This is a genomic window from Streptomyces sp. NPDC037083, assembly GCF_055606485.1.
In genome coordinates, this window is the sequence record NZ_JBVJSQ010000006.1 from 266886 (window position 1) to 291777 (window position 24892).

General features: G+C 72.1%; 23 protein-coding genes. 18 read left to right on the plus strand and 5 right to left on the minus strand.

Annotation, left to right across the window (positions count from 1 at the left end):
* Positions 1–31 precede the first annotated feature (31 nt).
* The 8 genes from rplT (at position 32) to ACZ7DE_RS18660 (ending at position 10013) form a co-directional block, all read left to right on the plus strand.
* The gene (gene rplT, locus ACZ7DE_RS18625; RefSeq protein WP_232654097.1) at positions 32–415 is read left to right on the plus strand and encodes a 50S ribosomal protein L20; all 384 of its coding nucleotides are present in this window, start codon (positions 32–34) and stop codon (positions 413–415) included.
* A gap of 213 nt (positions 416–628) precedes the next feature.
* The gene (locus ACZ7DE_RS18630; RefSeq protein WP_470762454.1) at positions 629–1489 is read left to right on the plus strand and encodes a TrmH family RNA methyltransferase; all 861 of its coding nucleotides are present in this window, start codon (positions 629–631) and stop codon (positions 1487–1489) included.
* Positions 1490–1536: 47 nt separating this feature from the next.
* Positions 1537–2652: a sensor histidine kinase gene (locus ACZ7DE_RS18635; protein ID WP_470762456.1), complete on the plus strand. Its 1116-nt coding sequence runs from the start codon at positions 1537–1539 to the stop codon at positions 2650–2652.
* A 151-nt stretch (positions 2653–2803) separates the two neighbouring features.
* Positions 2804–3925, plus strand: coding sequence for a phenylalanine--tRNA ligase subunit alpha (pheS, locus tag ACZ7DE_RS18640; protein WP_470762457.1), 1122 nt, complete (start codon positions 2804–2806; stop codon positions 3923–3925).
* The gene (gene pheT / locus ACZ7DE_RS18645; protein ID WP_470762458.1) at positions 3925–6447 is read left to right on the plus strand and encodes a phenylalanine--tRNA ligase subunit beta; all 2523 of its coding nucleotides are present in this window, start codon (positions 3925–3927) and stop codon (positions 6445–6447) included. The genes pheS and pheT overlap by 1 nt, the downstream gene beginning before the upstream one ends.
* A gap of 221 nt (positions 6448–6668) precedes the next feature.
* Complete coding sequence (locus ACZ7DE_RS18650) at positions 6669–7733, plus strand: PP2C family protein-serine/threonine phosphatase (RefSeq protein ID WP_470762460.1); 1065 nt, start codon at positions 6669–6671, stop codon at positions 7731–7733.
* A 287-nt stretch (positions 7734–8020) separates the two neighbouring features.
* Entirely contained in the window at positions 8021–9361 is a 1341-nt protein-coding gene (locus tag ACZ7DE_RS18655) for a transcriptional regulator (RefSeq protein WP_470762462.1), read from the plus strand.
* A gap of 121 nt (positions 9362–9482) precedes the next feature.
* Positions 9483–10013 (plus strand): NUDIX hydrolase, encoded by a 531-nt coding sequence (locus tag ACZ7DE_RS18660; RefSeq protein WP_470762464.1) that lies wholly within the window; start codon positions 9483–9485, stop codon positions 10011–10013.
* Positions 10014–10039: 26 nt separating this feature from the next.
* Here ACZ7DE_RS18660 and ACZ7DE_RS18665 read toward each other — a convergent pair whose 3' ends face one another.
* Complete coding sequence (locus ACZ7DE_RS18665) at positions 10040–10297, minus strand: hypothetical protein (RefSeq protein ID WP_470762466.1); 258 nt, start codon at positions 10295–10297, stop codon at positions 10040–10042.
* Between the two features lie 184 nt (positions 10298–10481).
* Entirely contained in the window at positions 10482–11339 is an 858-nt protein-coding gene (locus tag ACZ7DE_RS18670) for a 3-hydroxybutyryl-CoA dehydrogenase (RefSeq protein WP_470762468.1), read from the minus strand.
* A gap of 182 nt (positions 11340–11521) precedes the next feature.
* Here ACZ7DE_RS18670 and ACZ7DE_RS18675 point away from each other — a divergent pair, with 182 nt between their 5' ends.
* Positions 11522–12748: a glycoside hydrolase family 10-like protein gene (locus tag ACZ7DE_RS18675; protein ID WP_470762470.1), complete on the plus strand. Its 1227-nt coding sequence runs from the start codon at positions 11522–11524 to the stop codon at positions 12746–12748.
* Positions 12749–12757: 9 nt separating this feature from the next.
* On the opposite strand, the gene ACZ7DE_RS18680 is transcribed toward ACZ7DE_RS18675, so the two are convergent.
* Both ACZ7DE_RS18680 and ACZ7DE_RS18685 read right to left on the minus strand, forming a co-directional pair.
* Positions 12758–12961: a DUF1918 domain-containing protein gene (locus ACZ7DE_RS18680; RefSeq protein ID WP_470762472.1), complete on the minus strand. Its 204-nt coding sequence runs from the start codon at positions 12959–12961 to the stop codon at positions 12758–12760.
* Between the two features lie 129 nt (positions 12962–13090).
* A complete protein-coding gene (locus ACZ7DE_RS18685; RefSeq protein WP_470762474.1) occupies positions 13091–14017 on the minus strand; it encodes a DMT family transporter in 927 nt (308 codons plus the stop codon).
* Here ACZ7DE_RS18685 and ACZ7DE_RS18690 point away from each other — a divergent pair.
* From ACZ7DE_RS18690 to ACZ7DE_RS18700, 3 genes are all read left to right on the plus strand, one after another.
* Entirely contained in the window at positions 14016–15500 is a 1485-nt protein-coding gene (locus ACZ7DE_RS18690; protein WP_470762475.1) for an aminotransferase-like domain-containing protein, read from the plus strand. The genes ACZ7DE_RS18685 and ACZ7DE_RS18690 overlap by 2 nt on opposite strands.
* A 27-nt stretch (positions 15501–15527) precedes the next feature.
* Complete coding sequence (locus ACZ7DE_RS18695) at positions 15528–15965, plus strand: GNAT family N-acetyltransferase (RefSeq protein WP_470762477.1); 438 nt, start codon at positions 15528–15530, stop codon at positions 15963–15965.
* Between the two features lie 104 nt (positions 15966–16069).
* A complete protein-coding gene (locus ACZ7DE_RS18700; RefSeq protein WP_470762479.1) occupies positions 16070–16663 on the plus strand; it encodes a histidine phosphatase family protein in 594 nt (197 codons plus the stop codon).
* Here the strand turns inward: ACZ7DE_RS18700 and ACZ7DE_RS18705 are convergent.
* Positions 16645–17088 (minus strand): DUF6314 family protein, encoded by a 444-nt coding sequence (locus ACZ7DE_RS18705; protein ID WP_470762480.1) that lies wholly within the window; start codon positions 17086–17088, stop codon positions 16645–16647. The genes ACZ7DE_RS18700 and ACZ7DE_RS18705 overlap by 19 nt on opposite strands.
* A gap of 150 nt (positions 17089–17238) precedes the next feature.
* Here ACZ7DE_RS18705 and ACZ7DE_RS18710 point away from each other — a divergent pair, with 150 nt between their 5' ends.
* From ACZ7DE_RS18710 to ACZ7DE_RS18735, 6 genes are all read left to right on the plus strand, one after another.
* Positions 17239–19722, plus strand: coding sequence for an alpha-L-arabinofuranosidase C-terminal domain-containing protein (locus ACZ7DE_RS18710; protein ID WP_470762482.1), 2484 nt, complete (start codon positions 17239–17241; stop codon positions 19720–19722).
* A gap of 205 nt (positions 19723–19927) precedes the next feature.
* Positions 19928–20956, plus strand: a complete 1029-nt coding sequence (argC, locus tag ACZ7DE_RS18715; RefSeq protein ID WP_470762484.1) for an N-acetyl-gamma-glutamyl-phosphate reductase — start codon at positions 19928–19930, stop codon at positions 20954–20956.
* Entirely contained in the window at positions 20953–22104 is a 1152-nt protein-coding gene (gene argJ / locus ACZ7DE_RS18720; protein ID WP_470762486.1) for a bifunctional glutamate N-acetyltransferase/amino-acid acetyltransferase ArgJ, read from the plus strand. The genes argC and argJ overlap by 4 nt, the downstream gene beginning before the upstream one ends.
* A complete protein-coding gene (gene argB, locus ACZ7DE_RS18725; RefSeq protein ID WP_470762487.1) occupies positions 22101–23006 on the plus strand; it encodes an acetylglutamate kinase in 906 nt (301 codons plus the stop codon). The genes argJ and argB overlap by 4 nt, the downstream gene beginning before the upstream one ends.
* Positions 23003–24202 (plus strand): acetylornithine transaminase, encoded by a 1200-nt coding sequence (locus ACZ7DE_RS18730; RefSeq protein WP_470762490.1) that lies wholly within the window; start codon positions 23003–23005, stop codon positions 24200–24202. The genes argB and ACZ7DE_RS18730 overlap by 4 nt, the downstream gene beginning before the upstream one ends.
* Before the next feature lie 7 nt (positions 24203–24209).
* Positions 24210–24755, plus strand: coding sequence for an arginine repressor (locus ACZ7DE_RS18735; RefSeq protein ID WP_319334998.1), 546 nt, complete (start codon positions 24210–24212; stop codon positions 24753–24755).
* Positions 24756–24892: the final 137 nt, after the last annotated feature.

The window sequence follows — 24892 nt, forward strand, 5'->3', positions numbered from 1 at the left end:
AACCACGGCCCCGCTACAAGGAGTTAAAAAAGTGGCACGCGTCAAGCGGGCGGTCAACGCCCACAAGAAGCGCCGGGCGATCCTCGAGGCGGCCTCCGGCTACCGCGGTCAGCGTTCGCGCCTGTACCGCAAGGCCAAGGAGCAGGTCACCCACTCGCTGGTCTACAACTACAACGACCGCAAGAAGCGCAAGGGCGACTTCCGTCAGCTGTGGATCCAGCGCATCAACGCCGCTGCCCGCGCCAACGGCATCACCTACAACCGCTTCATCCAGGGTCTGAAGGCCGCGAACGTCGAGGTCGACCGCAAGATCCTGGCCGAGCTGGCCGTGAACGACGCCACCGCGTTCGCCGCGCTGGTCGAGGTCGCGCAGAAGGCCCTCCCCGCGGACGTGAACGCGCCCAAGGCCGCGTGACGCCGCGCCGGCTCCCGGCCGACGTGAAAGGACCCGCAGGTTTCGCCTGCGGGTCCTTTGCTGCTGACGCCGGCCGAGGCCGGCGTCCGGGTGCCGGTCGTCCGTGACCGGTCGCGCCCACGCGGCGGAGCCGCACATCGGCACCGCCCCGCGCCCCCGGGGAAGTCCCCTCACGTCGGCCCCAGGCCGACCCCGTCGCCGAAGGTGAACCACATGCCCTCCGCCACCCCCGAGCTGATCTCCCCCCGCTCTCCCCGCGTCCTGGCCGCCCGGCGGCTCGCCAGGCGGAACTTCCGGGGCAAGGAGCGGCTGTTCCTCGCGGAGGGGCCGCAGGCCGTGCGGGAGGCCGCCGCGCACCGGGCGGACGGCCGGGCGACGCTGGTGGAGCTGTTCGCCACCCTCGAGGCCGCCGAACGCCACGCCGACATCGTCGGCGAGGCCCGCGCCGCCGGCGCCCGGGTGCACCTCGCCGCCGAGCAGGTCATCGAGGACGTCTCCACCACCGTCACCCCGCAGGGGCTCGTCGGGGTCTGCCGCTTCCTGGACACGCCCTTCGACGCGATCCTGGCCGCCCGGCCGAAGCTCGTCGCCGTCCTGGCCCATGTGCGCGACCCCGGCAACGCCGGCACCGTACTGCGGTGCGCCGACGCCGCCGGCGCCGAGGCCGTCGTGCTGACCGACGCCTCCGTCGACCTCTACAACCCCAAGGCCGTCCGCGCCTCCGTCGGCTCCCTGTTCCATCTGCCCGTCGCCGTCGGCGTCCCCGTCGAGCAGGCCGTGACCGGCCTCAGGGACGCCGGGGTGCGGATCCTCGCCGCCGACGGAGCGGGGGACGACGACCTCGACGACGAGCTGGACAAGGGCACCATGGGCGGCCCCACCGCGTGGGTCTTCGGCAACGAGGCCTGGGGGCTGCCCGAGGAGACCCGTGCCCTCGCGGACGCCGTCGTGCGCGTCCCGATCCACGGAAAGGCCGAGAGCCTGAACCTCGCGACCGCCGCCGCCGTATGTCTCTACGCGTCGGCCCGTGCACAGCGCGCCTCCGGAGGGTGCCGCTCCGTGACCGAGAGCTAGTAGGGTGACGAGTTCGCGGGTCCTCGTCTGGGAGGTGGGGTACGGGGATGAGTGTCGGCACGAGCAGCGCACCGGGAGCGGCCCGATCCGCCGGTGACCTCGCCGAACTCGGCATCGACCCCGACGACCTGCCCGACGGGCTCGTCGTCGCCGACGAGCACGGGCACGTGATCTGCTTCAACGCCGCCGCCCAGCGCATCACCGCCGTCGCCGCCGAGGACGCCGTCGGACAGCGCCTGGACAAGGCCCTCCCGCTGGAGGACCTCGAGGGCCGCCGCTGGTGGCAGCTCACCGACCCCTACGGCGGCCTCGCCATCCGCGTCGGCCAGCCCGAGCGCAACCTTCTGCTGCCGGGCGGGCGTGAGGTGCTCGTCTCCGCCCGGTACGTCCGCGCCGAGCCCACCGGCCCCGTCCGCCGGGTCGTCGTCTCGATCCGCGACACCGAGGCGCGCCGCCGCACCGAGCGCAGCCACGCCGAGCTGATCGCCACCGTGGCCCACGAACTGCGCTCGCCCCTCACCTCCGTCAAGGGCTTCACCGCCACCCTGCTCGCCAAGTGGTCGCGGTTCACCGACGACCAGAAGCGGCTGATGCTGGAGACCGTCGACGCCGACGCGGACCGGGTCACCCGGCTCATCGCCGAACTCCTCGACATCTCGCGCATCGACTCCGGGCGGCTGGAGGTGCGCCGCCAGCCCGTCGACATGGGCGCGGCCGTGGGGCGGCACATCCAGGCCTACGTGGCCGCGGGGCAGCCCGCCGACCGGTTCCTGCTGCGCCTCGAACAGCCGCTGCCCGCCCTGTGGGCCGACCCCGACAAGATCGACCAGGTCCTGAGCAACCTCATCGAAAACGCGGTGCGCCACGGCGAGGGAACCGTCACCATTGACGTCACGCCCGCCGCGTCCCCCCGGGAAGGGGAGGACACCGGCACATCGGTCACCGTGAGCGACGAGGGCGCCGGCATCCCGGAGGAGTCCATGAACCGCGTCTTCACCCGCTTCTGGCGGGGCAGCAAGCGCGGTGGCACAGGCCTCGGGCTCTACATCGTCAAGGGCATCGTCGAGGCCCACGGCGGTGTCATCACGGTCGGCCGCGCCCCCGGCGGCGGCGCGGAGTTCCGATTTACGTTGCCCGTGGCGGCCCCGGCATATCTCGCCTGAGATCAGCCTGAGCAGCCCGCGGGCGCATCCGTACACCCCCACCCCGTTAGACTCGGCCTTTGGCACCTTTGTGTCCCATGGACGGCCCTCTGACCTCAGCGTGAGTCGGTGACGGGGACCTTCAGCCAGCCAATCGGAAGCACGGGAAGAGATGTCGGCACCGAATAAGTCGTACGACCCGGTAGAGGTCGAGGCCTTGAAACCGGAAGAGATCGAGCGCATGCGGGACGAGGCGCTCGCCGCCTTCGCCGCCGCGGACTCCCTCGACGCGCTCCAGGAGGCCAAGGTCGCCCACACCGGCGGCACCTCCCCGCTCGCCCTCGCCAACCGCGAGATCGGCGCCCTGCCCCCGCACGCCAAGGCCGCCGCCGGCAAGCTGGTCGGCCAGGCGCGCGGGGCCGTGAACAAGGGCCTGGCCGCCCGCCAGGAGGAGCTGGAGGCCGAGCGCGACGCACGTGTGCTGGTCGAGGAGGCGGTGGACGTCACGCTGCCCTACGACCGCGTGCCGGCCGGCGCCCGCCACCCGCTCACCACCCTGTCGGAGCGCATCGAGGACGTCTTCGTGGCCATGGGCTACGAGGTCGCCGAGGGTCCGCAGGTCGAGGCCGAGTGGTTCAACTTCGACGCCCTCAACATCGGCCCGGACCACCCGGCGCGCGGTGAGGCCGACACGTTCTTCGTGCAGGGCCCGGACGGCGGCACCGAGTCGGGTGTCGTGCTGCGCACCCACACCTCGCCCGTGCAGATCCGCTCGCTGCTCGGCCGTGAGCTGCCGGTGTACGTGATCTGCCCCGGCCGGGTGTACCGCACCGACGAGCTGGACGCCACGCACACCCCGGTCTTCCACCAGGTCGAGCTGCTCGCCGTGGACGAGGGCCTGACCATGGCCGACCTCAAGGGCACGCTGGACCACATGGTCCAGTCGCTGTTCGGCGAGGGCATGAAGACCCGGCTGCGGCCGAACTTCTTCCCCTTCACCGAGCCGTCCGCCGAGATGGACATGGTGTGCTACGTCTGCCGCGGCGAGTCCGTCGGCAACCCCGACCGGCCCTGCCGCACCTGTTCCAGCGAGGGCTGGATCGAACTCGGCGGCTGCGGCATGGTCAACCCCAAGGTGCTGGCCGCCTGCGGCGTCGACCCGGAGAAGTACAGCGGGTTCGCCTTCGGGTTCGGCATCGAGCGGATGCTGATGTTCCGCCACAACGTCGAAGACATGCGAGACATGGTCGAGGGTGACGTCCGGTTCACCCGGCCGTTCGGGATGGAGATCTGATGCGGATCCCGCTTTCGTGGCTGCGGGAGTACGTCGACCTGCCGGCCACCGAGACCGGCCGCGACGTGCAGGCCAAGCTCGTTTCCGCAGGCCTTGAGGTCGAGACCGTCGAGCACCTCGGCGCCGACCTGAAGGGCCCGCTCGTCGTCGGTCAGGTGCTGACCATCGAGGAGCTCGAGGGCTTCAAGAAGCCGATCCGCTTCTGCACCGTCGACGTCGGCACCGCCAACGGCACCGGCGAGCCACAGGAGATCGTCTGCGGCGCCCGCAACTTCGCCGTCGGCGACAAGGTCGTCGTGGTCCTCCCGGGCGCGGTCCTGCCCGGCGGCTTCGCGATCGCCGCGCGCAAGACGTACGGCAAGACCTCCCACGGCATGATCTGCTCCAGCGACGAGCTGGGCATGGGCGACGACGGCACCAAGGGCATCATCGTGCTGCCGCCGGAGACCGAGGTGGGCAAGGACGCCATCGAGCTCCTCGAACTGGTCGACGAGGTCCTGGACATCGCCGTCACCGCCAACCGCGGCGACTGCCTGTCCATCCGCGGCGTCGCCCGCGAGGCCGCGATCGCCTACGGCCTGCCGCTGCGCGACCCCGCGCTGATCGACGTGCCGGCCCCGAACGCCTTCGGCTACCCGGTGCAGATCTCCGAGCCGATGGGCTGCGACCGCTTCACCGCCCGCACCGTCACCGGTCTGAGCCCCGAGGCACGCTCCCCGATCTGGCTGAAGCGCCGGCTGCAGAAGGTCGGCATGCGCCCGATCTCGCTCGCCGTCGACGTCACCAACTACGTGATGATGGAGCTCGGCCAGCCGCTGCACGCCTACGACCGCAGCCTGGTCCAGGGCACGATCGGCGTGCGCCGGGCCGGGGAGGGCGAGCGGATCGTCACCCTCGACGGGGTGACCCGCGAGCTGCACGCCGAGGACCTGGTCATCACCGACGACCGCGGGCCCATCGGCCTCGCGGGCGTCATGGGCGGCGCGGACACGGAGATCGCCGACCACGACGCCGCCGAGAACGGAGGCGCCTCCACGACCGACGTGGTCATCGAGGCCGCCCACTTCAACGCCGTGTCGATCGCGCGTACGGCGCGTCGCCACAAGCTGTCCTCCGAGGCGTCCCGGCGCTTCGAGCGCGGGGTCGACCCGCTGGCCGCCGCGGCCGCCGCGCAGCGCACGGTGGACCTGCTGGTGCTGCTCGCGGGCGGCACCGCCGACGCGGGCGTCACGGAGATCGTCGCGCCCTCGGCGCCGCACACGATCAGCGTCCCGGCCGACCACCCGGACAAGGTCGCGGGCGTGGTCTACGGCCGTGAGACCGTCGTCCGCAGGCTCCAGGAGATCGGCTGCGACGTCTACGGGCAGGACGAGCTGATCGTCACCGTCCCGTCCTGGCGGCCCGACCTCGCCGAGGTCAACGACCTCGCGGAGGAGGTCATCCGGCTGGAGGGTTACGAGAACCTGCCCTCCACGCTGCCCAAGCCCCCGTCGGGCCGCGGTCTCACCCACCGCCAGCGGCTGCACCGCCGCGTCGGCCGCGCGCTGGCCGGCGCCGGCTACGTCGAGGCGCCGAACTACCCGTTCGTCAGCGAGCAGGTCTTCGACCAGCTCGGCCTGGACGCCGAGGACCCGGCCCGCCGCGTCGTGAAGCTCACCAACCCGCTCAACGACGAGGAGCCCGCGCTGCGCACGTCGCTGCTGCCGGGCCTGCTGGGCGCGCTGCGGCGCAACGACGGCCGGGGCGCGCACGACCTGGCGCTCTTCGAGACCGGGCTGGTCTTCCTCCCGCGCGAGGAGCAGGGCGTCGCCGGGCACCTGCCCGTGGACCGTCGGCCCACCGACGAGGAGCTGGCGGCGCTCGACGCCGTGCTGCCGGACCAGCCGCGCCATGTCGCCGTCGTCCTCGCGGGCGCCCGCGAGCAGGCCGGCTGGTGGGGCAAGGGCCGCCCGGCGGAGTGGGCCGACGCCGTCGAGGCGGGGCGCGCGGTCGCCCGGGAGGCCGGCGTCGACCTGATCGTCCGCAAGGGCCAGTACGGGCCGTGGCACCCGGGGCGTTGCGCCGAGTTCGCCGTGGTCGTCGACGGCGCCGAGCGGGTGATCGGTCACGCGGGCGAGCTGCACCCCCGTGTGCTGAAGGCGCTGGGCCTGCCCGCGCGCACCTGCGCGATGGAGCTCGACCTGGACGTCCTGGAGCAGGCCGGCGACGGCACGCCCCAGGCGCCGAGCATCTCCTCCTTCCCGGTCGCCACGCAGGACGTCGCCCTCGTCGTCGACAAGATCGTGCCGCACGCCGAGGTCGAGGCCGCGCTGCGGGAAGGCGCGGGCGAACTGCTGGAGGCGATCCGGCTGTTCGACGTGTACGAGAACGCGGAGCAGCTCGGCGACGCCAAGAAGTCGCTGGCCTACGCGTTGCGCTTCCGCGCCGGGGACCGGACGCTGACGGTCGACGAGGCGTCGGCCGCCCGGGACGCGGCGGTCGCCCTGGCGGGCGAGCGCACGGGAGCGGTCCTGCGCGGCTGACGCCGGTCGCCGGCTACGGGTGCGCTGCGGCGGCTCGTGCGACTCCCCGCGCTCCCCGGGTGCGGGGACGCGCCCCCGCACCCGACCGGTCACCTCATCCGTTCGGGTGAGATCGCCCGGGGGCATGCCCCTTCCGGGCCATGAGCCCGACAGAATCGGACCGGCCTTTCGAGGCCGGTCCGATTCCGCGTTGTGCGGGCCTGGATGGGGGCCAGACAAGCATGTTCGGCATCAGGCGGCCGTTGCGCCGGACCCTCTCACTGGGATTGCCCACGGTCTGGGGAGCCCTGGCGATCACCTACAAGCTGTCCTGTCCGCTGGCCCAGCAGGACGGGCTCGGCGCGAGGATGGTCTCCAGCGCCGTCTTCTTCGCCGTGGGCACGGTGCTGATCCTTCACGTGCGGCAGACCCTGGTGCGCGAGCTCCGGCAGGTCCGCAGGGTCGCCGCAGCGGTCCAGCGGGCGCTGCTGCGGCCGCTGCCACCGCAGGTCGACGGGTTGAATGTGGCCGCCGCCCAGCTCTCCGCGGACCGAGGGGCCTGCGTGGGCGGCGACCTGTACGAGGTCGTCGCCACCGAGCACGGCGTACGGGTCGTGATGGGCGACGTCCGTGGACACGGGCTGCCCGCGCTGGGCGCCGCGGCCGCTCTGCTCGGCAGCTTCCGCGAGGCCGCGCACGACGAGCCCGACCTGGGCCGCGTACTGCGCCGGCTGGAGCGCGCATGGGCCCGGCACCTGCGGGACCGGCACCGGGACGACCCCGAGGCGCCGGTGGCGGAGGAGTTCGTCACCGTGCTGGTGCTGGAGATCCGGGGGGACGGCGAGGTACGCGGACTGAACTGCGGGCACCCCTGGCCGTATCTGCTGAGCGGCACGAGGGCGCGGCCGCTGTCGAGGGCGGATCCGCTTCCGCCGCTGGGCCTGTTCCCCCTGCCGACGGAGCTGACCGCCCAGCCCTTGGGGCCTCTGCTGCGAGGCGAGTCCGTCCTTCTGTTCACCGATGGCGCGGAGGACGCGCGGGACGCGCGGGGCGCGTTCTTCTCGCTGCCGGACGCGCTCATGGAGGCGGCTCACGACCAGCCCGCGTCACCGCAGCGGATCCTGCACTCGGTCCTGACCGCACTGCTGCGGCACACGGCGAACAGACCGACGGACGACATCGCCCTGCTGGTGCTGGCGAGCGGGCGGGAGTGCGACATCCCGGAGGCCCGGAGCGGTGACGTCGCGGGCTTCGCCGCGCGGCCGCGGGCCACCACGGGGCGCCCCGGGCCGACCACGCACCCCTAGCCACGCGCCCGTAGCCACGACCCCCGGCCCCGGCGCGGCCCGGTCCCGTCCGGGCCCGCGGAGTGCGTCGGGCCCGAGGAGCGCGTCGGGCCCGTGGAACGCTTCGCCGGACCGTCGCTTTTCGAGGGGGAGCCGACGGCCCGGCGAACCTCTTGCGAGGCATTCCAGTCAACCGGCCGGAAACGCTCCGCGACAGCGTGCACACCCTGCGAATGCGGGCACTCCGTTCACACCCCGTGTGAAGGCGGACCCGCTAATCTGACGGCACCGAGGCACCGGGGGCACCCATGCAGCCCAACACTCTGCTAGACGCGATCCTCGACGAGGCGGGCATCTCGCACGCGGGCCTCGCCGCCCACGTGAACCAGGCCGGACGGGCCCGCGGTCTCACGCTGCGGTACGAGCACACGGCCGTGGCCCGATGGCTCAAGGGCCAGCGGCCGCGAGGTCAGGTGCCCGACCTGATCTGCGAGGTGCTCGCGGTGCGGCTGCACCGGCCGGTCACCCTCGACGACATCGGCCTCGGCGTCCCGGGCGAGCCGTCCGCCCCGCACGGGACCTCCCTCTCCGGATTCGTGGAGCGGGCCACCGCCCTGTGGCGCTCCGACGAGCAGCAGCGCCCGCACATCCTGGGCGCTCCCGCCGTCACCGGCACCCCGGCCGTGATGCCGGTGTGGGAGTGGGAGAACCCGCCCGAGGACGTCGACGTCTCCCGTGGCGGCCGCCATCACGTCACCTCGGCCGACCTGGAGATGCTGCGCGCCGCGCGCGCCCACTACGAGCAGATGTACCGCAAGGCGGGCGGCATCGTGACCCGCAGCCGGGTGGTGTGCTTCCTCAACGCCGAGGCCGCGCCTCTGCTGCGCGGAAGCTACACCGACGAGACGGGCCGTCAACTGCACCGCGCCACCGGCGGACTGGTCGCCGTGGCCGGCATCTGCGCGTACGACTCCGACGCCCACGGCCTCGCCCAGCGCTACTTCCACCAGGCGCTGCGCCTGGCGAAGGCCAGCGGTGACCGCGGACTCGGGGCGTACGTCATCGCCCTGCTCGTCAACCAGTCGCTGTTCATGCGGGAGTACCGGCAGGCCGTCGCCTTCGCGGAGGCGGCGCTGCGGGCGGCGGACCGGCACATCACGCCCGCGCTCGCCTCCGACCTGTACGCGATGCAGGCCAAGGCGTACGCCCACCTCGGCGACGGCACGAGCGCCCTGTCGTGCATCCGGCGTGCAGAGACGGCCGCCGAACGCATCCGGCGCGGCCACGAGCCCGACGAGACCGGCTATGTCCAGCCGGGTCTGGTCAACGTCCAGGTGGCGGAGGCGCTGCTCAGCCTCGGCGAACTCGCCGCGGCCGCCGAGCACGCGGTGGCCGCCGTGGACAACCCGGCGCACGACCGGGGGCGGGTGCACCGGCTCGCGATGCTCAGCACGATCGAACTGCGCCAGGGCAACGCCGACAAAGCGGTGGTCACCGCGGTGCAGATGGCCGAACAGGCCCGGGGAATGGAGTCCCAGCGGCTGCGCGACAGACTCCGGGCGGTGCGACGGCACCTGGTGCAGAGCGGCTGCGCGGGCACGGCCGAGGCGGCCGAACTCATCGACGGAGCCTTGCGCGTACCGCTGTAGAACGGGCCCTACGGGGTATCCGAACGTCGGCACCTGGAGGGGCGCCGGCCCCGGCGTCGACGCCACACTGCACAGTTCCTGCTGCGATATTGCCACTTACTCGACGGAAGGTGGCAGAACCGTGCAGTGGACGAAACAGAACGAACAAACTGTGTATGAAAACCGCTGGTTCAGCGTCAACCTGGCAGATGTGGAGCTGCCCGACGGCCGGCACCTCGACCACTTCCTCATACGGCTGAGGCCGGTCGCCGTGGCGACCGTCGTCAACGACGCCAACGAGGTACTCCTGCTGTGGCGCCACCGTTTCATCACCGACAGCTGGGGGTGGGAGCTCGCGGCGGGCGTGGTCGAGGACGGCGAGGACGTCGCCCGCGCGGCCGCCCGGGAACTGGAGGAGGAGACCGGATGGCGGCCGGGGCCCCTGAACCACCTGATGAGCGTGGAGCCGTCCAACGGCCTCACCGACGCCGTCCACCACATCTACTGGTCGGACGACGGCGAGTACACGGGGCACCCGGTGGACGACTTCGAGTCCGACCGCCGGGAATGGGTGCCCCTCAAGCTCGTTCCCGACCTGGTCGCCCGGGGGGAGGTCCCGGCCGCCAACATGGCGGCCGCGCTGATGCTGCTGCACCACATCAGGCTCGGCTGAACCCCCTCGACGTGCCGTGCGGGGTGCTACCGTCCGACGGCCTGCCAGATCGTCACGACCAGCGCGCCGACGGCGGTGAGGGCGGCGACGGCCGGCAGCGGCCAGCGTGCGTGCTCCAACGTCACGATGCGGGTGCTCAGTTCGTCGAGCTCCTTGGCGGTCTCCTCGGTGCGGTGGGTCAGCAGGGCCAGCCCGCCCTCGACGCGGGCGTACGCCACGTCGAGCCGGCGCCGTAACTCCGCGAGTTCTTCATGGACGACGGGATGCCCGGGATCGGCGGTCACGTGTCCGCTCCTTTCCGTAGTCGTCTCACATCCCTTGCATGCGCATGATGAGTGAACTCGCCCGGTGAGCCGGTGGGGAGAGTGTGCGCGCGGCATATGCGGGCCCGGCGTGCACACGGAGTGTGAATACGGCGGGCCCGGCGCTCCGAGGAGCGCCGGGCCCGTGGCCGTGGAGCGACGGCCGTCAGTACGTGTAGAAGCCCGAGCCGGTCTTGCGGCCCAGCCGGCCCGCGTCCACCATGCGCTGCAGCAGCGGGGGAGCGGCGTACAGCGGCTCCTTGTACTCCTCGTACATCGAGAACGCGACGGAGGCGACCGTGTCCAGACCGATCAGGTCGGACAGCTTCAGCGGGCCCATCGGGTGGGCGCAGCCCATCTCCATGCCGTTGTCGATGTCCTCGCGGCTGGCGATGCCCGTCTCGAACATCCGGATCGCGGAGAGCAGATACGGGATCAGCAGCGCGTTGACCACGAAGCCGGAGCGGTCCTGGGCGCGGATCGCGTGCTTGCCGAGCACCTTCTCGGCGAACAGCTGCGCCCGGCCGAGCGTGCCCTCGGAGGTGGTCAGCGCCGGGATCAGCTCGACGAGCTTCTGCACCGGGGCCGGGTTGAAGAAGTGGATGCCGACGACCTGGTCGGGCCGCGAGGTGGCGACCGCCAGCTTCACCAGCGGGATGGAGGAGGTGTTGGAGGCGAGGATCGCGTCCGGTCGGGTCACGACCTGGTCGAGCACCTGGAAGATCTCGGTCTTGACCTGCTCGTTCTCGACCACGGCCTCGACGACCAGGTCGCGGTCGGCGAACTCGCCCAGGTCCGTGGTGAAGCTGAGGCGGGCCAGCGTGGCGTCCCGCTCCTCTTCGGAGATCTTGCCGCGCTCGGCGGCCTTGGCCAGGGAGTTGAACAGCCGGGTCCGGCCGATCTCCAGGGCCTCGCCGTTGGTCTCGGCGACCTTGACGTCCAGTCCGGCGCGGGCGCAGACCTCGGCGATGCCCGCCCCCATCTGGCCGCAGCCCACCACTCCGACCCGTTGGATGTCGGTCACATCGTCCCTTTCGCAGCGCTGACTGTGTAGGCAGGGGCACGTCCGCCGGGTCCCGGCAGGCTTGCTCCGATCGTGCACGTTACTAGGAAGTATCGATGATCGATCGCCGGGGTGGGGGCATGCTGGGGCGCGAAAACGATCCGTGACCGAACGGATCCGCGGAGTACATGGAGATGTGTGCGATGGGGCGACTGACCCGGCGGGCGTTCGCGCTGGCGGCGCTGTCGGCGTTCACCACCACGGGGGCGGCGGCCGCTCCCGCGGGAACGCGGGAACGGCGGGCGACGACCGAGATGCGGGGGATGTGGCTGGCCACCGTCTCCAACCGCGACTGGCCGTCCCGGACGGGGCTGACCGCCGCCGCCCAGCGCGCCGAACTGATCGCCTGGCTCGACCTGGCGGTGCGCAGACGGCTCAACACGGTCGTCTTCCAGGTGCGGCCCACGGCCGACGCGCTGTGGCCGTCGCCGTACGAGCCGTGGTCCCAGGTGCTCACCGGGACCCAGGGCAGGTCGCCGGGCTGGGACCCGCTGGGCACGGCCGTCACGGAGGCGCACGCCCGCGGCCTCCAACTGCACGCCTGGTTCAATCCGTACCGGGTCGCGACCCACGCCGACCCCACCCGGCTCGTCGCCTCCCATCCCGCGCGCAGGCATCCGGGCTGGGTGGTGCCGTTCGGCGGGAAGCTCTACTACAACCCCGGTCTTCCGGAGGTCCGCGCCTTCGTGCAGGACGCGATCCTCGACGCGGTCCAGAAGTACCCCGTGGACGCCGTGCACTTCGACGACTACTTCTACCCCTACCCGATCGCCGGCCAGACCTTCGACGACGGGGACGCGTACGACGCCCACGGCGACGCCTTCCCCAGCAGGGCCGCCTGGCGGCGCGACAACATCGACAAGCTGGTGCTGGAGACGGCCGCCCGGATCAAGGCCACCCGGCCCGGCACGCAGTTCGGGATCAGCCCGTTCGGGGTGTGGCGCAACGCCTCCACCGACCCGCGCGGCTCGGACACCCGGGCGCTGCAGTCGTACGACGACATCCACGCCGACACCCGCACGTGGGTGCGGGAGGGCTGGATCGACTACGTCGTGCCCCAGCTGTACTGGAACATCGGGCAGTCGGCCGCCGACTACGCCGAACTCGTGCCCTGGTGGGCGGAGGTGGCCAAGGGCAGCCGGACCAAGCTGTACATCGGCGAGGCGCTGTACCGGGCGGGCGATCCGGCCCAGTCGGCGGCCTGGCAGGACCCGGCCGAACTGTCGGACCACCTCGATCTGGCCGCCGCGCACCCGCAGGTGCGCGGGCACGTCTACTTCGCCGCCAAGGACGTCAAGTCGGACCGGATCGGGGCGATGGCGCGGGTGATCGCCGACCACTACCAGCAGCCGGCGAAGCCCCCGCGCTGAGGGGACGTCCTACGGTCGTCGTTCCTCGGCCGTCCTGTGGCGGATCTCGGTGTCGGGGCCTGGTGAGCACACGCCCACGTGCCCGTCCTCGAAACGGACGCGGTACGGGGGGTCGCCGCCCTGGCCCAGTACCTCGACGATCTCGCCGACCTTGTCGTGTTGCCCGACCACCCTGCCGTGCTGGACAAGCTGGTCGCCCGCGGTAGCGCGCATCTGTGGGCCTCCTCACCGTGCCGGAGCATCGGTCCGTGCTGTCGAGTCCCTGATCTTCGAGTCCTGATCTTCGAGTTCCTGAAGGGAGTCCGTGCGTCGAGTCCGTGGTGGGTCGCGGCCGGGGCCGGACTAGCCGCGCGCCCGCTGCGTGACGGCGATGCAGACGAGCACGGCCGCGGCCGTCAGCGGAGCGGCGGGCGTGACGTGCTCGCCCAGCAGCAGCACCGACCACACCAGTGTGAGCAGCGGCTGCGCCAACTGCAACTGGCTGGCCCTGGGAATGCCGATGGCCGCCATGCCCCGGTACCAGACGACCAGGCCGAGGAACTGCGAGCCGGCGGCGACCCACAGCAGCCCGGCCACGCTGTGCGCGGTCGGACGGGCGGGTTCGAGGGCCAGGGCGACCGCGGCGGCGGGCAGGGTGAGGGGCAGACAGAACACCAGCGCCCAGCCGATCACCTGCCAGCCCGGTATGACCCGGGCCAGCCTGCCGCCCTCGGTGTAGCCGGCCGCGCACACCAGCAGCGCCCCGAACAGATACAGGTCCGCGCCGGTCAGGGCCCCGCCGCTCTGCAGCACGGTGAACGCCGCCACCGCGCCCGCGCCGGCCAGGGCCGCCGCCCAGAAGGTGCGGGAGGGGCGGGTGCCCATGCGCAGGGCGGACAGCAGCGCGGTCGTCAGCGGCAGCAGCCCGACCACCACGGCCGCGTGCGAGGTCGTGGACGTCTGCAACGCGAGCGTGGTCAGCAGCGGGAACCCGACGACGACCCCGCCGGCCACGACGGCCAGTCCCGCCCAGTGCCGCCGGGCGGGTGGGCGGACCTTCATGGCGAGCAGACACGCGCCCGCGATCAGGGCGGCCAGGACGCTGCGCACCGCGACCAGCGCCCAGGGGCCGAACCCCTCCAGGCCCCAGGCGGTGGCGGGGAAGGTCAGCGAGAAGGCGACGACGCCGAGAGCGGCCTGCAGGGTGCCGAGGCCGCCGCGCGGAGCCAGGTCGTCCGGGGTGCTGACCGCTATCGTGGGCGGTGCGATAGCGCTACTCTGTGTCTTCATGCAAGAGCGTAGCAGCGTGGGTGAGCTGGCTGATCGGCTGCGACAGGAGCTGGACCGCTACTCTCCAGGTGGAAAGCTCCCGTCGAGCAGGGCCCTGGTCGAACGGTTCCGGGTGAGCCCCGTGACCGTCTCGCGGGCGCTGGCGCAGCTGGCCGCCGAGGGGCTGGTGGTGACGCGCCCCGGCGCGGGAGCCTTCCGGGCCCGTCCGTCGCGAGCCGCCCCCGCCCCCGCCGGCGACACCTCCTGGCAGGAGGTCGCGCTGAGCGCGGGCGGCGCCGGCGACCTCGTCCCGCGCTCGGTGGACGCCTCCGGCGTCACGGTGTCACTGGCCGCCCCGCCGCCCGGGGTGATCGAGTTCAACGGCGGCTACCTCCACCCCTCGCTGCAGCCGGAGCGTGCCATGGCCGCGGCCCTGGCCAGGGCGGGGCGGCGGCCCGGCGCCTGGGGGCGGCCGCCCATGGAGGGACTGCCGGAACTGCGCGAGTGGTTCGCCCGCGCGGTCGGTGGCTCGGTCACCGCGGCCGAGGTGCTGGTCGCAGCCGGCGGCCAGGCAGCGCTGACCACCGCCCTGCGCGCCCTCGCCCCGCCCGGCGCGCCGGTGCTCGTCGAGTCGCCCACCTACCCCGGCATGCTCGCGATCGCCAGGTCGGCGGGGCTGCGGCCCGTCCCGGTCCCGGTCGACGCCGACGGGGTGCGGCCGGACCTGCTCGCCGACGCGTTCCGGGCGAGCGGCGCCCGGGTCTTCGTCTGCCAGCCGCTGTTCCAGAACCCCACCGGCGCCGTCCTCGCCGCAGACCGACGGGCGCAGGTGCTGCGCATCGCCCGGGAGGCGGGCGCCTTCGTCGTGGAGGACGACTTCGTGCGACGGCTCGCGCACGAGGACGCCGGACCGCTGCCGCGCCCGCTCGTCGCCGAGGACCCCGACGGGGTCGTCGTCCACGTCGGGTCGCTGACCAAGGCGACCTCGCCGAGCTTCCGGGTCAGCGCCCTGGTCGCCCGCGGCCCGGTGCTGGAACGGCTGCGCGCCATCCAGGTCGTCGACACGTTCTTCGTGCCGCGCCCGCTCCAGGAGGCGGCCCTCGAACTCGTCGGCTCGCCGGCCTGGCCGCGTCATCTGCGCGCGGTGGCCGCCGAGTTGAAGATCCGGCGGGACGCGATGACCTCCGCGCTGCGGCTGCGCCTGCCCCGGCTGGCCCTGCCGCACGTCCCGTCCGGCGGTTACCACCTGTGGCTGCGACTGCCCGACGGCGCCGAGGGCCCCTCCCAGGCATTCGGCGCCGGGGGAGACGCGGCGTTCGCGGCCGCCGCCCTGCGGGCCGGCGTCGCCCTCACCCCTGGCCGCCCGTACTTCAGCGCCGAACCCCCGGCCGCCCACGTGCGGCTGAGCTTCGCGGCCGTCGCCGGGACGCAGGAGATCGCGGAGGGGGTGCGGCGGCTGCGGACGGCATGCGACGAGGCGTTCCCCGTAAACCCTTCGACATGACGCGCCCCCCGCTGTGAGGATCCCGCCATGACCCACACCGCCAGCCTCGCCGACGGCTACGAGATCTCCACCGACCCCGACCGCATCGACGTCGAGCGGGTGCATCGATGGCTGTCGACCGACGCGTACTGGGCCGTCGGGCGGCCGCGGGACAAGCAGGAGCGGGCGCTCGCGGGCTCGCTCAACTTCGGGGTGTACGACACGGCCTCGGGGGAGCAGGTCGCCTATGCCCGGGTGGTGACGGATCAGGCCACCTTCGCCTGGCTGTGCGATGTGTACGTGGACCCGGCGGTGCGCGGCAAGGGGCTCGGCACGTCGATGGTCGAGGCGGTCCGGGAGCACCTCAGGCCGCACGGACTGCGCCGCGTCCTGCTGGCCACCCATGACGCGCACGGCGTGTACGAGAAGGCCGGATTCAGGCCGCTCGCCGTGCCCGACCGGTGGATGGCGCTCGTTTTCGAGTGACTTGCCCTGCCGTGTCCAGACCTTTCGGCAAGGTTTGGCGCAGCCCTCATAACTCGCGCGTAACGTCTCTTGACCTGCTCACTTCGGCGGCTCACCATCACCGCATGCCACTTCGGGTCACGTTCGTCGCCGCCGCTCGCAGCTCCTCGCTGCTCGCGGAGCGCTTCGAGGACGACCGGCCGCTGGACCAGCCGGGCTGGGACGAGGTGCAGCGGGCGGTCCCCGACCTGCTGCCGCTGGCCGCCGCCGGACTGCGCTACTGCTCGCCCACCCCGCGCAGCCGCGCCACCGGCGACGCCCTCGGCTACGCGCCGCTGGTCCAGCTCGCGCTGCGCGACTGCGACATGGGGCGCTGGCGGGGTCTCACCCTGGGCGAGGCGATGGCCCGTGAGCCGCAGGCCGTGGACGCCTGGCTGGCCGACCCGCTGGCGACCCCGCACGGCGGCGAGTCCCTGCTGGACTTCGTCACCAGGGTGGGCGACTGGCTCGACACCCGGCCGATCGGCGACGGCGACAAGATCGTCGCGGTCGCCGAGCCCAGCGTGATCCGCGCCGCCGTGGTGTACGCGCTCAAGGCGCCGCCGGCGACGTACTGGAACATCGACGTACGTCCCCTGTCGACGACGACCGTCACCGGCCGGGGCGGGCGCTGGAACCTGCGTCTGGAGGGGGCGGCGGTTCAGCCCACGCGCGCGTAGTCCGTCGTCAGCAGCAGGTCCTTGGCCGGGCCGCGCACCCGCCACACCGTCCGCCAGTGGTCGGGGTCCGCGACGGTGAACTCGCCGCGGTAGAGATCGGCCGAGCAGGGGTGGTCGGCCACATGCAGGCCGGTCCTCAGGTCCAGGTCGTGAAAGGGCCGGCCGTCGGCGAACCGGACGTCCGCCGTGCCGGGCGTTTGCCCCGGCAGGAAGCGCAGTGTGCGCTCGGCGGGCCGGACGACGCCCTGCCAGGTGAACGTGCCGGTCTCGAGGTGCAGCAGGCCGCCCTCGGCGAGTGGCCGGAAGACGGTCGCACCCGTGAACGTGCCCGTGTCCCCGCTCGCGAGATCCCGCACGCTGCGTTCCGCCCGCCAGCTCCCGGCCAGGTGAACCAGCGCGTCGGAGACTGGCCAGAACTCACCCATGCCCGTTCACTCCCGAAACTTCCGCTGCCGCGCGACCCATTGACGCTCTTCGGCCCCCTCCCTATCTTGCCGTTCGAAGTGCTGATCAGTGTCCGCAATTTCGAACGTCGTCCTGTCGAACTTCTGTGCACAGAGAGCCGCGGAGCATCCATGTCACGCAGCACCACCCGACTGAGACTCGGTCTCGGCGCGAGCGCCCTCCTGCTGGCCGCCGGTCCGGTCCCGGCCCCCGCCCAGGCCGCCGTCGCCACCGACTACGCCATCACCGTCGACCCCGCCGCCGGGGGCGCGAAGATCGACGACACGATGTACGGCGTCTTCTTCGAGGACATCAACCGGGCCGCCGACGGCGGCCTGTACGCCGAGCTGGTGCAGAACCGGTCCTTCGAGTACTCGACGGTCGACAACCGGTCCTACACCCCGCTGACCTCCTGGACGGTCGAGGGCGCGGCGAACGTCGTCGACGACGACGGCCGGCTGAACGAACGCAACCGCAACTACCTCTCCCTGGGCGCCGGTTCGTCCGTCACCAACGCCGGCTACAACACCGGCGTCCGGGTCGAGCAGGGCAAGAGGTACGACTTCTCGGTGTGGGCCCGCGCAGCCGGCGGCAGCACGCTCACCGTGAGCCTCCAGGACGCCGGCGGGACGCTGGCCACGGCCCGCAGGGTGGCGGTGCGCGCGGGCGGCTGGGCCCGGTACGAGACGGCCTTCACGGCGACCCGCAGCAGCAGCGCGGGCCGTCTGACCGTCGCCTCCGCCGCCGCTGCCGCCCTCGACATGGTGTCCCTGTTCCCCCGCGACACCTACCGGCACGAGCCCAACGGACTGCGCAAGGACCTCGCCGAGAAGATCGCCGCCCTGAAGCCTGGCTTTGTGCGCTTCCCCGGCGGCTGCCTGGTGAACACCGGGTCCATGCAGGACTACAGCGAGGCCTCCGGCTGGCAGCGCGCCCGCTCCTACCAGTGGAAGGACACCGTAGGCCCCGTGGAGGAGCGCGCGGCCAACTCCAACTTCTGGGGCTACAACCAGGGTTACGGCCTCGGCTACTACGAGTACTTCCGTTTCGCCGAGGACATCGGCGCGATGCCGCTGCCCGTCGTCCCCGCCCTGGTCACGGGCTGCGGCCAGGACAGGGCCGTCGTGGACGACGCGCTGCTCAGGCGGCACATCCAGGACACCCTGGACCTCATCGAGTTCGCCAACGGCCCGGTGACCTCCACCTGGGGCAAGAAGCGCGCACAGATGGGCCACCCCAAGCCCTTCCACCTCACCCACATCGAGGTGGGCAACGAGGAGAACCTCCCGAACGAGTTCTTCGCCCGCTTCAAGGAGTTCCGCGCCGCGATCGAGGCGAAGTACCCGGCCATCACCGTCATCTCCAACTCCGGCCCCGACGACGCCGGTTCCACCTTCGACACGGCCTGGAAGCTGAACCGGGACGCGAAGGTCGGCATGGTCGACGAGCACTACTACAACAGCCCGCAGTGGTTCCTGCAGAACAACGACCGCTACGACTCCTACGATCGCGGCGGCCCGAAGGTCTTCCTCGGCGAGTACGCCTCCTGGGGCAACGCCTTCAAGAACGGCCTGGCCGAAGCCGCCTTCATGACCGGCCTGGAACGCAACGCGGACGTCGTCGAGCTCGCCTCCTACGCCCCGCTCTTCGCCAACGAGGACTACGTCCAGTGGAGCCCGGACCTGGTGTGGTTCAACAACCACGCCTCCTGGAACTCCGCCAACTACGAGGTCCAGAAGCTGTTCATGACCAACGTGGGCGACCGCGTGGTCCCCTCGACGGCCACCGGCACCCCGTCCCTGCAGGGGCCCATCACGGGCGCCGTCGGCCTCTCCACCTGGGCGACCGGCGCGGCGTACGACGACGTGAAGGTGACGGACGCGGACGGCGCCACGCTGCTGGACGACGACTTCTCCGGCGACGCCTCGAAGTGGACGCACACCGGAGGCGGCAGCTGGACCCTCCAGGACGGGCAGTACGTGCAGACCGACACGGCGGCCGAGAACACCATGGTCTCGGCCGGTGACGTGGCCTGGCACGACTACGACCTGCATGTGAAGGCCACCAAGAAGTCCGGCAAGGAGGGCTTCCTCGTCGCCTTCGGCGTCAAGGACACCGGCAACTACTACTGGTGGAACCTGGGCGGCTGGAACAACACCCAGTCCGCCGTCGAGCAGGCCGTGGACGGCGGAAAGTCGACGCTGATGTCCAGGGCCGGGTCCGTCGAGACGGGCCGCGCCTACGACGTCGACGTGAAGGTGCGGGGCCGCCAGGTCACCCTCTTCCTCGACGGCCAGCTGTGGGGCAGTTTCACCGACGACAAGCCGGCCGAGCCGTTCCGCCAGGTCGTCACCGAGGACGAGAGGACCGGCGACCTGATCGTCAAGGTCGTCAACGCCCAGTCCGCCGACGCCCGCACGGCGATCGACCTCGGTGGCGCCAAGGTCGCGTCCACGGCGAAGACGACCACGCTGGCCGCCGCGCCGGACGCCGTCAACACGCAGACCGCGACCCCGGTCGCCCCGGTGACCTCCACGTTCACCGGGGTCGCCGGCAGGTTCACCTACACCTTCCCGGCGAACTCGATCACCTTCCTGCGGATCAGGCACAGGTAGCCCCACCCGTCGGGCGTGGGCGCCCCCGGCCCACGCCCGACGGCCGCCCGGCCGCCGGACCGATGCCCGGCGGCTTCCCACGGACCTCTTCCACCGGCCGGCCCCCCGGCCGGGACGCCGGCCGCCGTGTCCGGCGTCGACTCATGGATTGATTGCATAAAAGTGCAGCGAAACGTATAGTCATGCCGTCCAGGAGGAGGAGTCCATGGTGGTACGTGCGGCGGTGGCCGGAGCGAGCGGGTACGCGGGCGGAGAGCTGCTGCGCCTGCTCCTCGCGCATCCCGAGATCGAGATCGGCGCCCTGACCGGCAATTCCAACGCCGGCCAGAAGCTCGGCGCGCTCCAGCCGCACCTGCTGCCGCTGGCCGGCCGCGTGCTGCAGGAGACCACTGCCGAGGTGCTCGCCGGACACGACGTCGTCTTCCTCGCCCTCCCGCACGGACAGTCCGCCGCCGTCGCCGAGCAGCTCGGCCCGGACGTCCTCGTCGTCGACATGGGCGCCGACTTCCGTCTGAAGGACGCCGCCGACTGGGAGAGGTTCTACGGCTCCGCGCACGCCGGGACCTGGCCCTACGGCCTCCCCGAACTGCCGGGCGGCCGCGCCGCGCTGGAGGGGTCCAAGCGCATCGCGGTCCCCGGTTGCTACCCCACGGCCGTCTCGCTGGCCCTGTTCCCCGCGTACGCCGCCGGAATCGCCGAGAACGAGGCCGTGATCGTCGCCGCCTCGGGCACCTCCGGCGCGGGCAAGGCGCCCAAGACGCACCTGCTGGGCTCGGAGGTCATGGGCTCCATGTCGCCGTACGGCGTGGGCGGCGTCCACCGGCACACCCCGGAGATGATCCAGAACCTCAGCGCGGCGGCGGGCGAGCCGGTCTCCGTCTCCTTCACGCCCACCCTCGTGCCGATGTCCCGCGGGATCCTCGCCACCTGCAGTGCCAGGGCGAGGCCCGGCGTGAGCGCCGAAGCCGTCCGCGCCGCCTACGAGAAGGCCTACGCCGACGAGCCCTTCGTCCACCTCCTGCCCGAGGGGCAGTGGCCCGCGACGGCGTCCGTCTACGGTTCCAACGCCGTTCAGGTGCAGGTCGCGTACGACGAGGCCGCAGGCCGCATCATCGCCATCAGCGCCATCGACAACCTGACCAAGGGCACCGCGGGCGGCGCCCTCCAGAGCATGAACCTCGCCCTCGGACTCGACGAGACCACCGGGCTTTCCACGATCGGAGTCGCACCGTGAGCGTCACGGCAGCCAAGGGATTCACGGCGGCGGGCATCGCCGCCGGGATCAAGGAGAACGGCAACCCGGACCTGGCCCTCGTGGTCAACGCCGGGCCCCGTCGCGCCGCCGCGGGCGTCTTCACCTCCAACCGCGTCAAGGCCGCGCCGGTGCTGTGGTCGGAGCAGGTCCTCAAGAGCGGTGAGCTCGCCGCCGTGATCCTCAACTCCGGTGGCGCCAACGCCTGTACGGGTCCGAAGGGCTTCCAGGACACGCACGCCACCGCCGAGAAGGTCGCCGACGTGCTCGGCGTGGGCGCGGGCGAGGTGGCCGTGTGCTCCACGGGCCTCATCGGCGTCCTGCTTCCCATGGACAGACTGCTGCCCGGCGTCGAGACGGCCGCCGCCTCCCTGAGCGAGCACGGCGGCGAGAAGGCCGCCATCGCCATCAAGACCACCGACACCGTCCACAAGACGTCCGTCGTGACCGGGGACGGCTGGACCGTCGGCGGCATGGCCAAGGGCGCCGGCATGCTGGCCCCGGGCCTCGCCACCATGCTCGTCGTCCTCACCACCGACGCCGACCTCGACAGCGCGACCCTGGACAGGGCGCTGCGCGCCGCCACCAAGGTCACCTTCGACCGCGTCGACTCCGACGGCTGCATGTCCACCAACGACACCGTGCTGCTGCTCGCCTCCGGCGCCTCCGGCGCCGCCCCGGAGTACCAGGAGTTCGCCGACGCCGTACGGCAGGTCTGCGACGACCTCGGCCAGCAGCTCATCCGCGACGCCGAGGGCGCCAGCAAGGACATCAAGGTCGAGGTGGTCAACGCCGCGACCGAGGACGACGCCGTCGAGGTGGGCCGCTCCATCGCCCGCAACAACCTCCTCAAGTGCGCGATCCACGGCGAGGACCCCAACTGGGGCCGCGTGCTCTCCGCCATCGGCACGACGCGGGCCGCCTTCGAGCCCGACCGGCTCAACGTCGCCATCAACGGCGTCTGGGTCTGCAAGAACGGCGGCGTCGGCGAGGACCGTGACCGGGTCGACATGCGCTACCGCGAGGTGCACATCGTCGCCGACCTGGCCGCCGGCTCGGAGTCGGCCGTCATCTGGACCAACGACCTGACCGCCGACTACGTCCACGAGAACAGCGCCTACTCCTCATGAGCAACGTGACCCGCAAACACACCGCGCTTCCCAAGGCCCAGATCCTCATCGAGGCGCTGCCCTGGCTGGTCCGCCACAACGGCAGGACCGTCGTGATCAAGTTCGGCGGCAACGCCATGATCGACGACGACCTGAAGGCCGCCTTCGCGCAGGACGTCGTCTTCCTGCACCACGCCGGTCTCAAGCCGGTCGTCGTGCACGGCGGCGGCCCGCAGATCAGCGCCGCCCTCGACAAGCACGGCATCGTCAGCGAGTTCAAGGCCGGCCTGCGCGTCACCACCGAGGAGGCCATGGACGTCGTACGGATGGTGCTCGCCGGGCAGGTCCAGCGCGAACTGGTCGGCCTGCTCAACCAGCACGGGCCGCTCGCCGTCGGACTGACCGGCGAGGACGCGCACACCATCACCGCCACCAGGCACCAGCCCGAGATCGACGGCGAGCCGGTCGACATCGGCCGGGTCGGCGAGATCACCGCGATCGACACGGGCGCCATCGAGGCCCTGCTCGCCGACGGCCGCATCCCGGTCGTCTCGTCGATCGCCCGTAGCCAGGACGACGGACATGTCTACAACGTCAATGCTGATACGGCGGCTGCGGCACTCGCTGCTGCGCTGGGCGCCGAAACCCTCATGGTCCTCACGGACGTCGAGGGCCTCTACGAGGACTGGCCGAACAGCGACGAGGTGATCAGCCGCCTCACGGCTTCCCAACTGGAGAAGCTGCTGCCGGACCTGAGCTCCGGCATGGTCCCGAAGATGGAGGGCTGTCTGCACGCCGTGCGCAACGGCGTCAACACGGCCCGGGTCATCGACGGGCGGGTCCAGCACTCGATCCTGCTGGAGATCTTCACCGACGAAGGGATCGGCACGATGGTCGTGCCGGACGGACAGGGGGAGCCGTGAGCGACGCCGACCAGGAACTGACCGCGCGGTGGCAGGGCGCGCTCATGAACAACTACGGCACCCCCCTGCTGTCCCTGGTGCGCGGCGAGGGCAGCCGGGTCTGGGACGCGGACGGCAAGGAGTACCTCGACTTCGTCGGCGGCATCGCGGTCAACGCGCTCGGCCACGCCCACCCGGCCGTCGTGGACGCGGTGAGCCGCCAGATCGCGTCCCTCGGCCACATCTCCAACTTCTTCATGGCCGAGCCGACCGTCACCCTCGCCGAACGGCTCCTCCAGCTCTTCGGTCGGGACGGCAGGGTCTTCTTCTGCAACTCGGGCGCCGAGGCCAACGAGGCCGCCTTCAAGATCGGCCGGCTGACCGGGCGCAAGCACGTCGTCGCCACCGAGGGCGCCTTCCACGGCCGGACCATGGGCGCCCTCGCGCTCACCGGCCAGCAGGGCAAGCGGGAGCCGTTCCTGCCGCTGCCCGGCGACGTCACCCACGTCCCGTTCGGCGACGCGCAGGCGCTGGCCGCCGCCGTCACCGAGGAGACCGCGCTCGTCGTCCTGGAGCCGGTCCAGGGCGAGGTCGGCGTCGTCGTCCCGCCCGCCGGCTACCTCAAGGCGGCGCGTGCGATCACCGCCGCCACGGGTGCGCTGCTGGTCCTGGACGAGGTGCAGACCGGCATCGGCCGGACCGGTCACTGGTTCGAGTACCAGGCCCACGAGGGCGTCCTGCCGGACGTCGTGACCCTGGCCAAGGGCCTCGGCGGCGGTCTGCCGCTGGGCGCGACCGTCGCCTTCGGGCGGGCCGCGGAGCTGCTCCGGCCCGGCCAGCACGGAACGACGTTCGGCGGAAACCCCGTCGCCTGCGCCGCCGGGCTCGCCGTGCTCGACACCATCGAGAACGAGGGGTTGCTGGAGAACGTCAAGCGGCAGAGCGAGAAGTTGCGGGACGGAATCACGGATGCGGGCCATCCGTTGATCGATTATGTCCGGGGAGCGGGCCTCCTCCTGGGTATCGTGCTCACCGAGCCCCTCGCGCCCCAGGTGCGCCAGGCGGCTCAGGAGGCCGGGATCCTGGTGAACGCGCCCGCCCCCGACGTCGTCCGGCTGATGCCGCCGCTGAACCTCGGCGACGACGAGGTGGAGGCGTTCCTCGGGGCGCTGCCCGGCATCCTCGACGCAGTGAACGGGGACGGATCCGGAGAATGAGACGACGATGAGCCAGGCGCAGGACCATGAGCAGGCCGGGGTCAACGGGCCCGCCGTGCCGCAGACCCGCACCGCGCGTCACCGCCGGATCGTGGACATCCTCAACCGGCAGCCGGTGCGCTCGCAGAGCCAGTTGGCGAAGCTGCTGGCCGACGACGGGTTGAGCGTCACGCAGGCGACGCTGTCGCGGGACCTGGACGAGCTGAACGCGGTGAAGATCCGTAACACCGACGGCGACCTGATCTACGCGGTGCCCAGCGAGGGGGGCTTCCGGACCCCCCGGGCTCCGCTCGGGGAGTCGGCGAAGGAGGAGCGGATGCGGCGGCTGTCGCAGGAGCTGCTGATCTCCGCGGAGGCGTCCGCCAACCTCGTGGTGCTGCGCACCCCTCCGGGGGCCGCACAGTTCCTGGCCTCCGCCATCGACCAGGCGGAGCTGCACGACATCCTCGGGACCATCGCCGGCGACGACACGCTGCTGCTGATCAGCAGGGAGCCCACGGGCGGGCAGGCGCTGGCGGATCACCTGCTGCGGCTGGCCCAGAACGGCCACTGAGCACCACGTCAAGGCCGACCCGGACGTCCCGGCGGGGGGCGGTCGCGGGCGTCCGGTGGCCGCTCCCACCCCCGAGCGCCGTGTCCACGCGGCGCCCGACGGCGTGCGTCCCTCGGTGCTGCGCGGCCCCTCGTGCC

Coding starts and splice junctions, on each gene's coding strand:
- ACZ7DE_RS18635 (WP_470762456.1), top strand. CDS start 1,537: ATGAGTGTCGGCACGAGCAGCGCACCGGGAGCGGCCCGATCCGCCGGT.
- ACZ7DE_RS18690 (WP_470762475.1), top strand. CDS start 14,016: ATGCAAGAGCGTAGCAGCGTGGGTGAGCTGGCTGATCGGCTGCGACAG.
- ACZ7DE_RS18655 (WP_470762462.1), top strand. CDS start 8,021: ATGCAGCCCAACACTCTGCTAGACGCGATCCTCGACGAGGCGGGCATC.
- argC (WP_470762484.1), top strand. CDS start 19,928: ATGGTGGTACGTGCGGCGGTGGCCGGAGCGAGCGGGTACGCGGGCGGA.
- ACZ7DE_RS18685 (WP_470762474.1), bottom strand. CDS start 14,017: ATGAAGACACAGAGTAGCGCTATCGCACCGCCCACGATAGCGGTCAGC.
- ACZ7DE_RS18695 (WP_470762477.1), top strand. CDS start 15,528: ATGACCCACACCGCCAGCCTCGCCGACGGCTACGAGATCTCCACCGAC.
- ACZ7DE_RS18705 (WP_470762480.1), bottom strand. CDS start 17,088: ATGGGTGAGTTCTGGCCAGTCTCCGACGCGCTGGTTCACCTGGCCGGG.
- argB (WP_470762487.1), top strand. CDS start 22,101: ATGAGCAACGTGACCCGCAAACACACCGCGCTTCCCAAGGCCCAGATC.
- ACZ7DE_RS18675 (WP_470762470.1), top strand. CDS start 11,522: ATGGGGCGACTGACCCGGCGGGCGTTCGCGCTGGCGGCGCTGTCGGCG.
- pheS (WP_470762457.1), top strand. CDS start 2,804: ATGTCGGCACCGAATAAGTCGTACGACCCGGTAGAGGTCGAGGCCTTG.
- ACZ7DE_RS18680 (WP_470762472.1), bottom strand. CDS start 12,961: ATGCGCGCTACCGCGGGCGACCAGCTTGTCCAGCACGGCAGGGTGGTC.
- pheT (WP_470762458.1), top strand. CDS start 3,925: ATGCGGATCCCGCTTTCGTGGCTGCGGGAGTACGTCGACCTGCCGGCC.
- ACZ7DE_RS18630 (WP_470762454.1), top strand. CDS start 629: ATGCCCTCCGCCACCCCCGAGCTGATCTCCCCCCGCTCTCCCCGCGTC.
- ACZ7DE_RS18735 (WP_319334998.1), top strand. CDS start 24,210: ATGAGCCAGGCGCAGGACCATGAGCAGGCCGGGGTCAACGGGCCCGCC.
- ACZ7DE_RS18710 (WP_470762482.1), top strand. CDS start 17,239: ATGTCACGCAGCACCACCCGACTGAGACTCGGTCTCGGCGCGAGCGCC.
- ACZ7DE_RS18650 (WP_470762460.1), top strand. CDS start 6,669: ATGTTCGGCATCAGGCGGCCGTTGCGCCGGACCCTCTCACTGGGATTG.
- ACZ7DE_RS18700 (WP_470762479.1), top strand. CDS start 16,070: ATGCCACTTCGGGTCACGTTCGTCGCCGCCGCTCGCAGCTCCTCGCTG.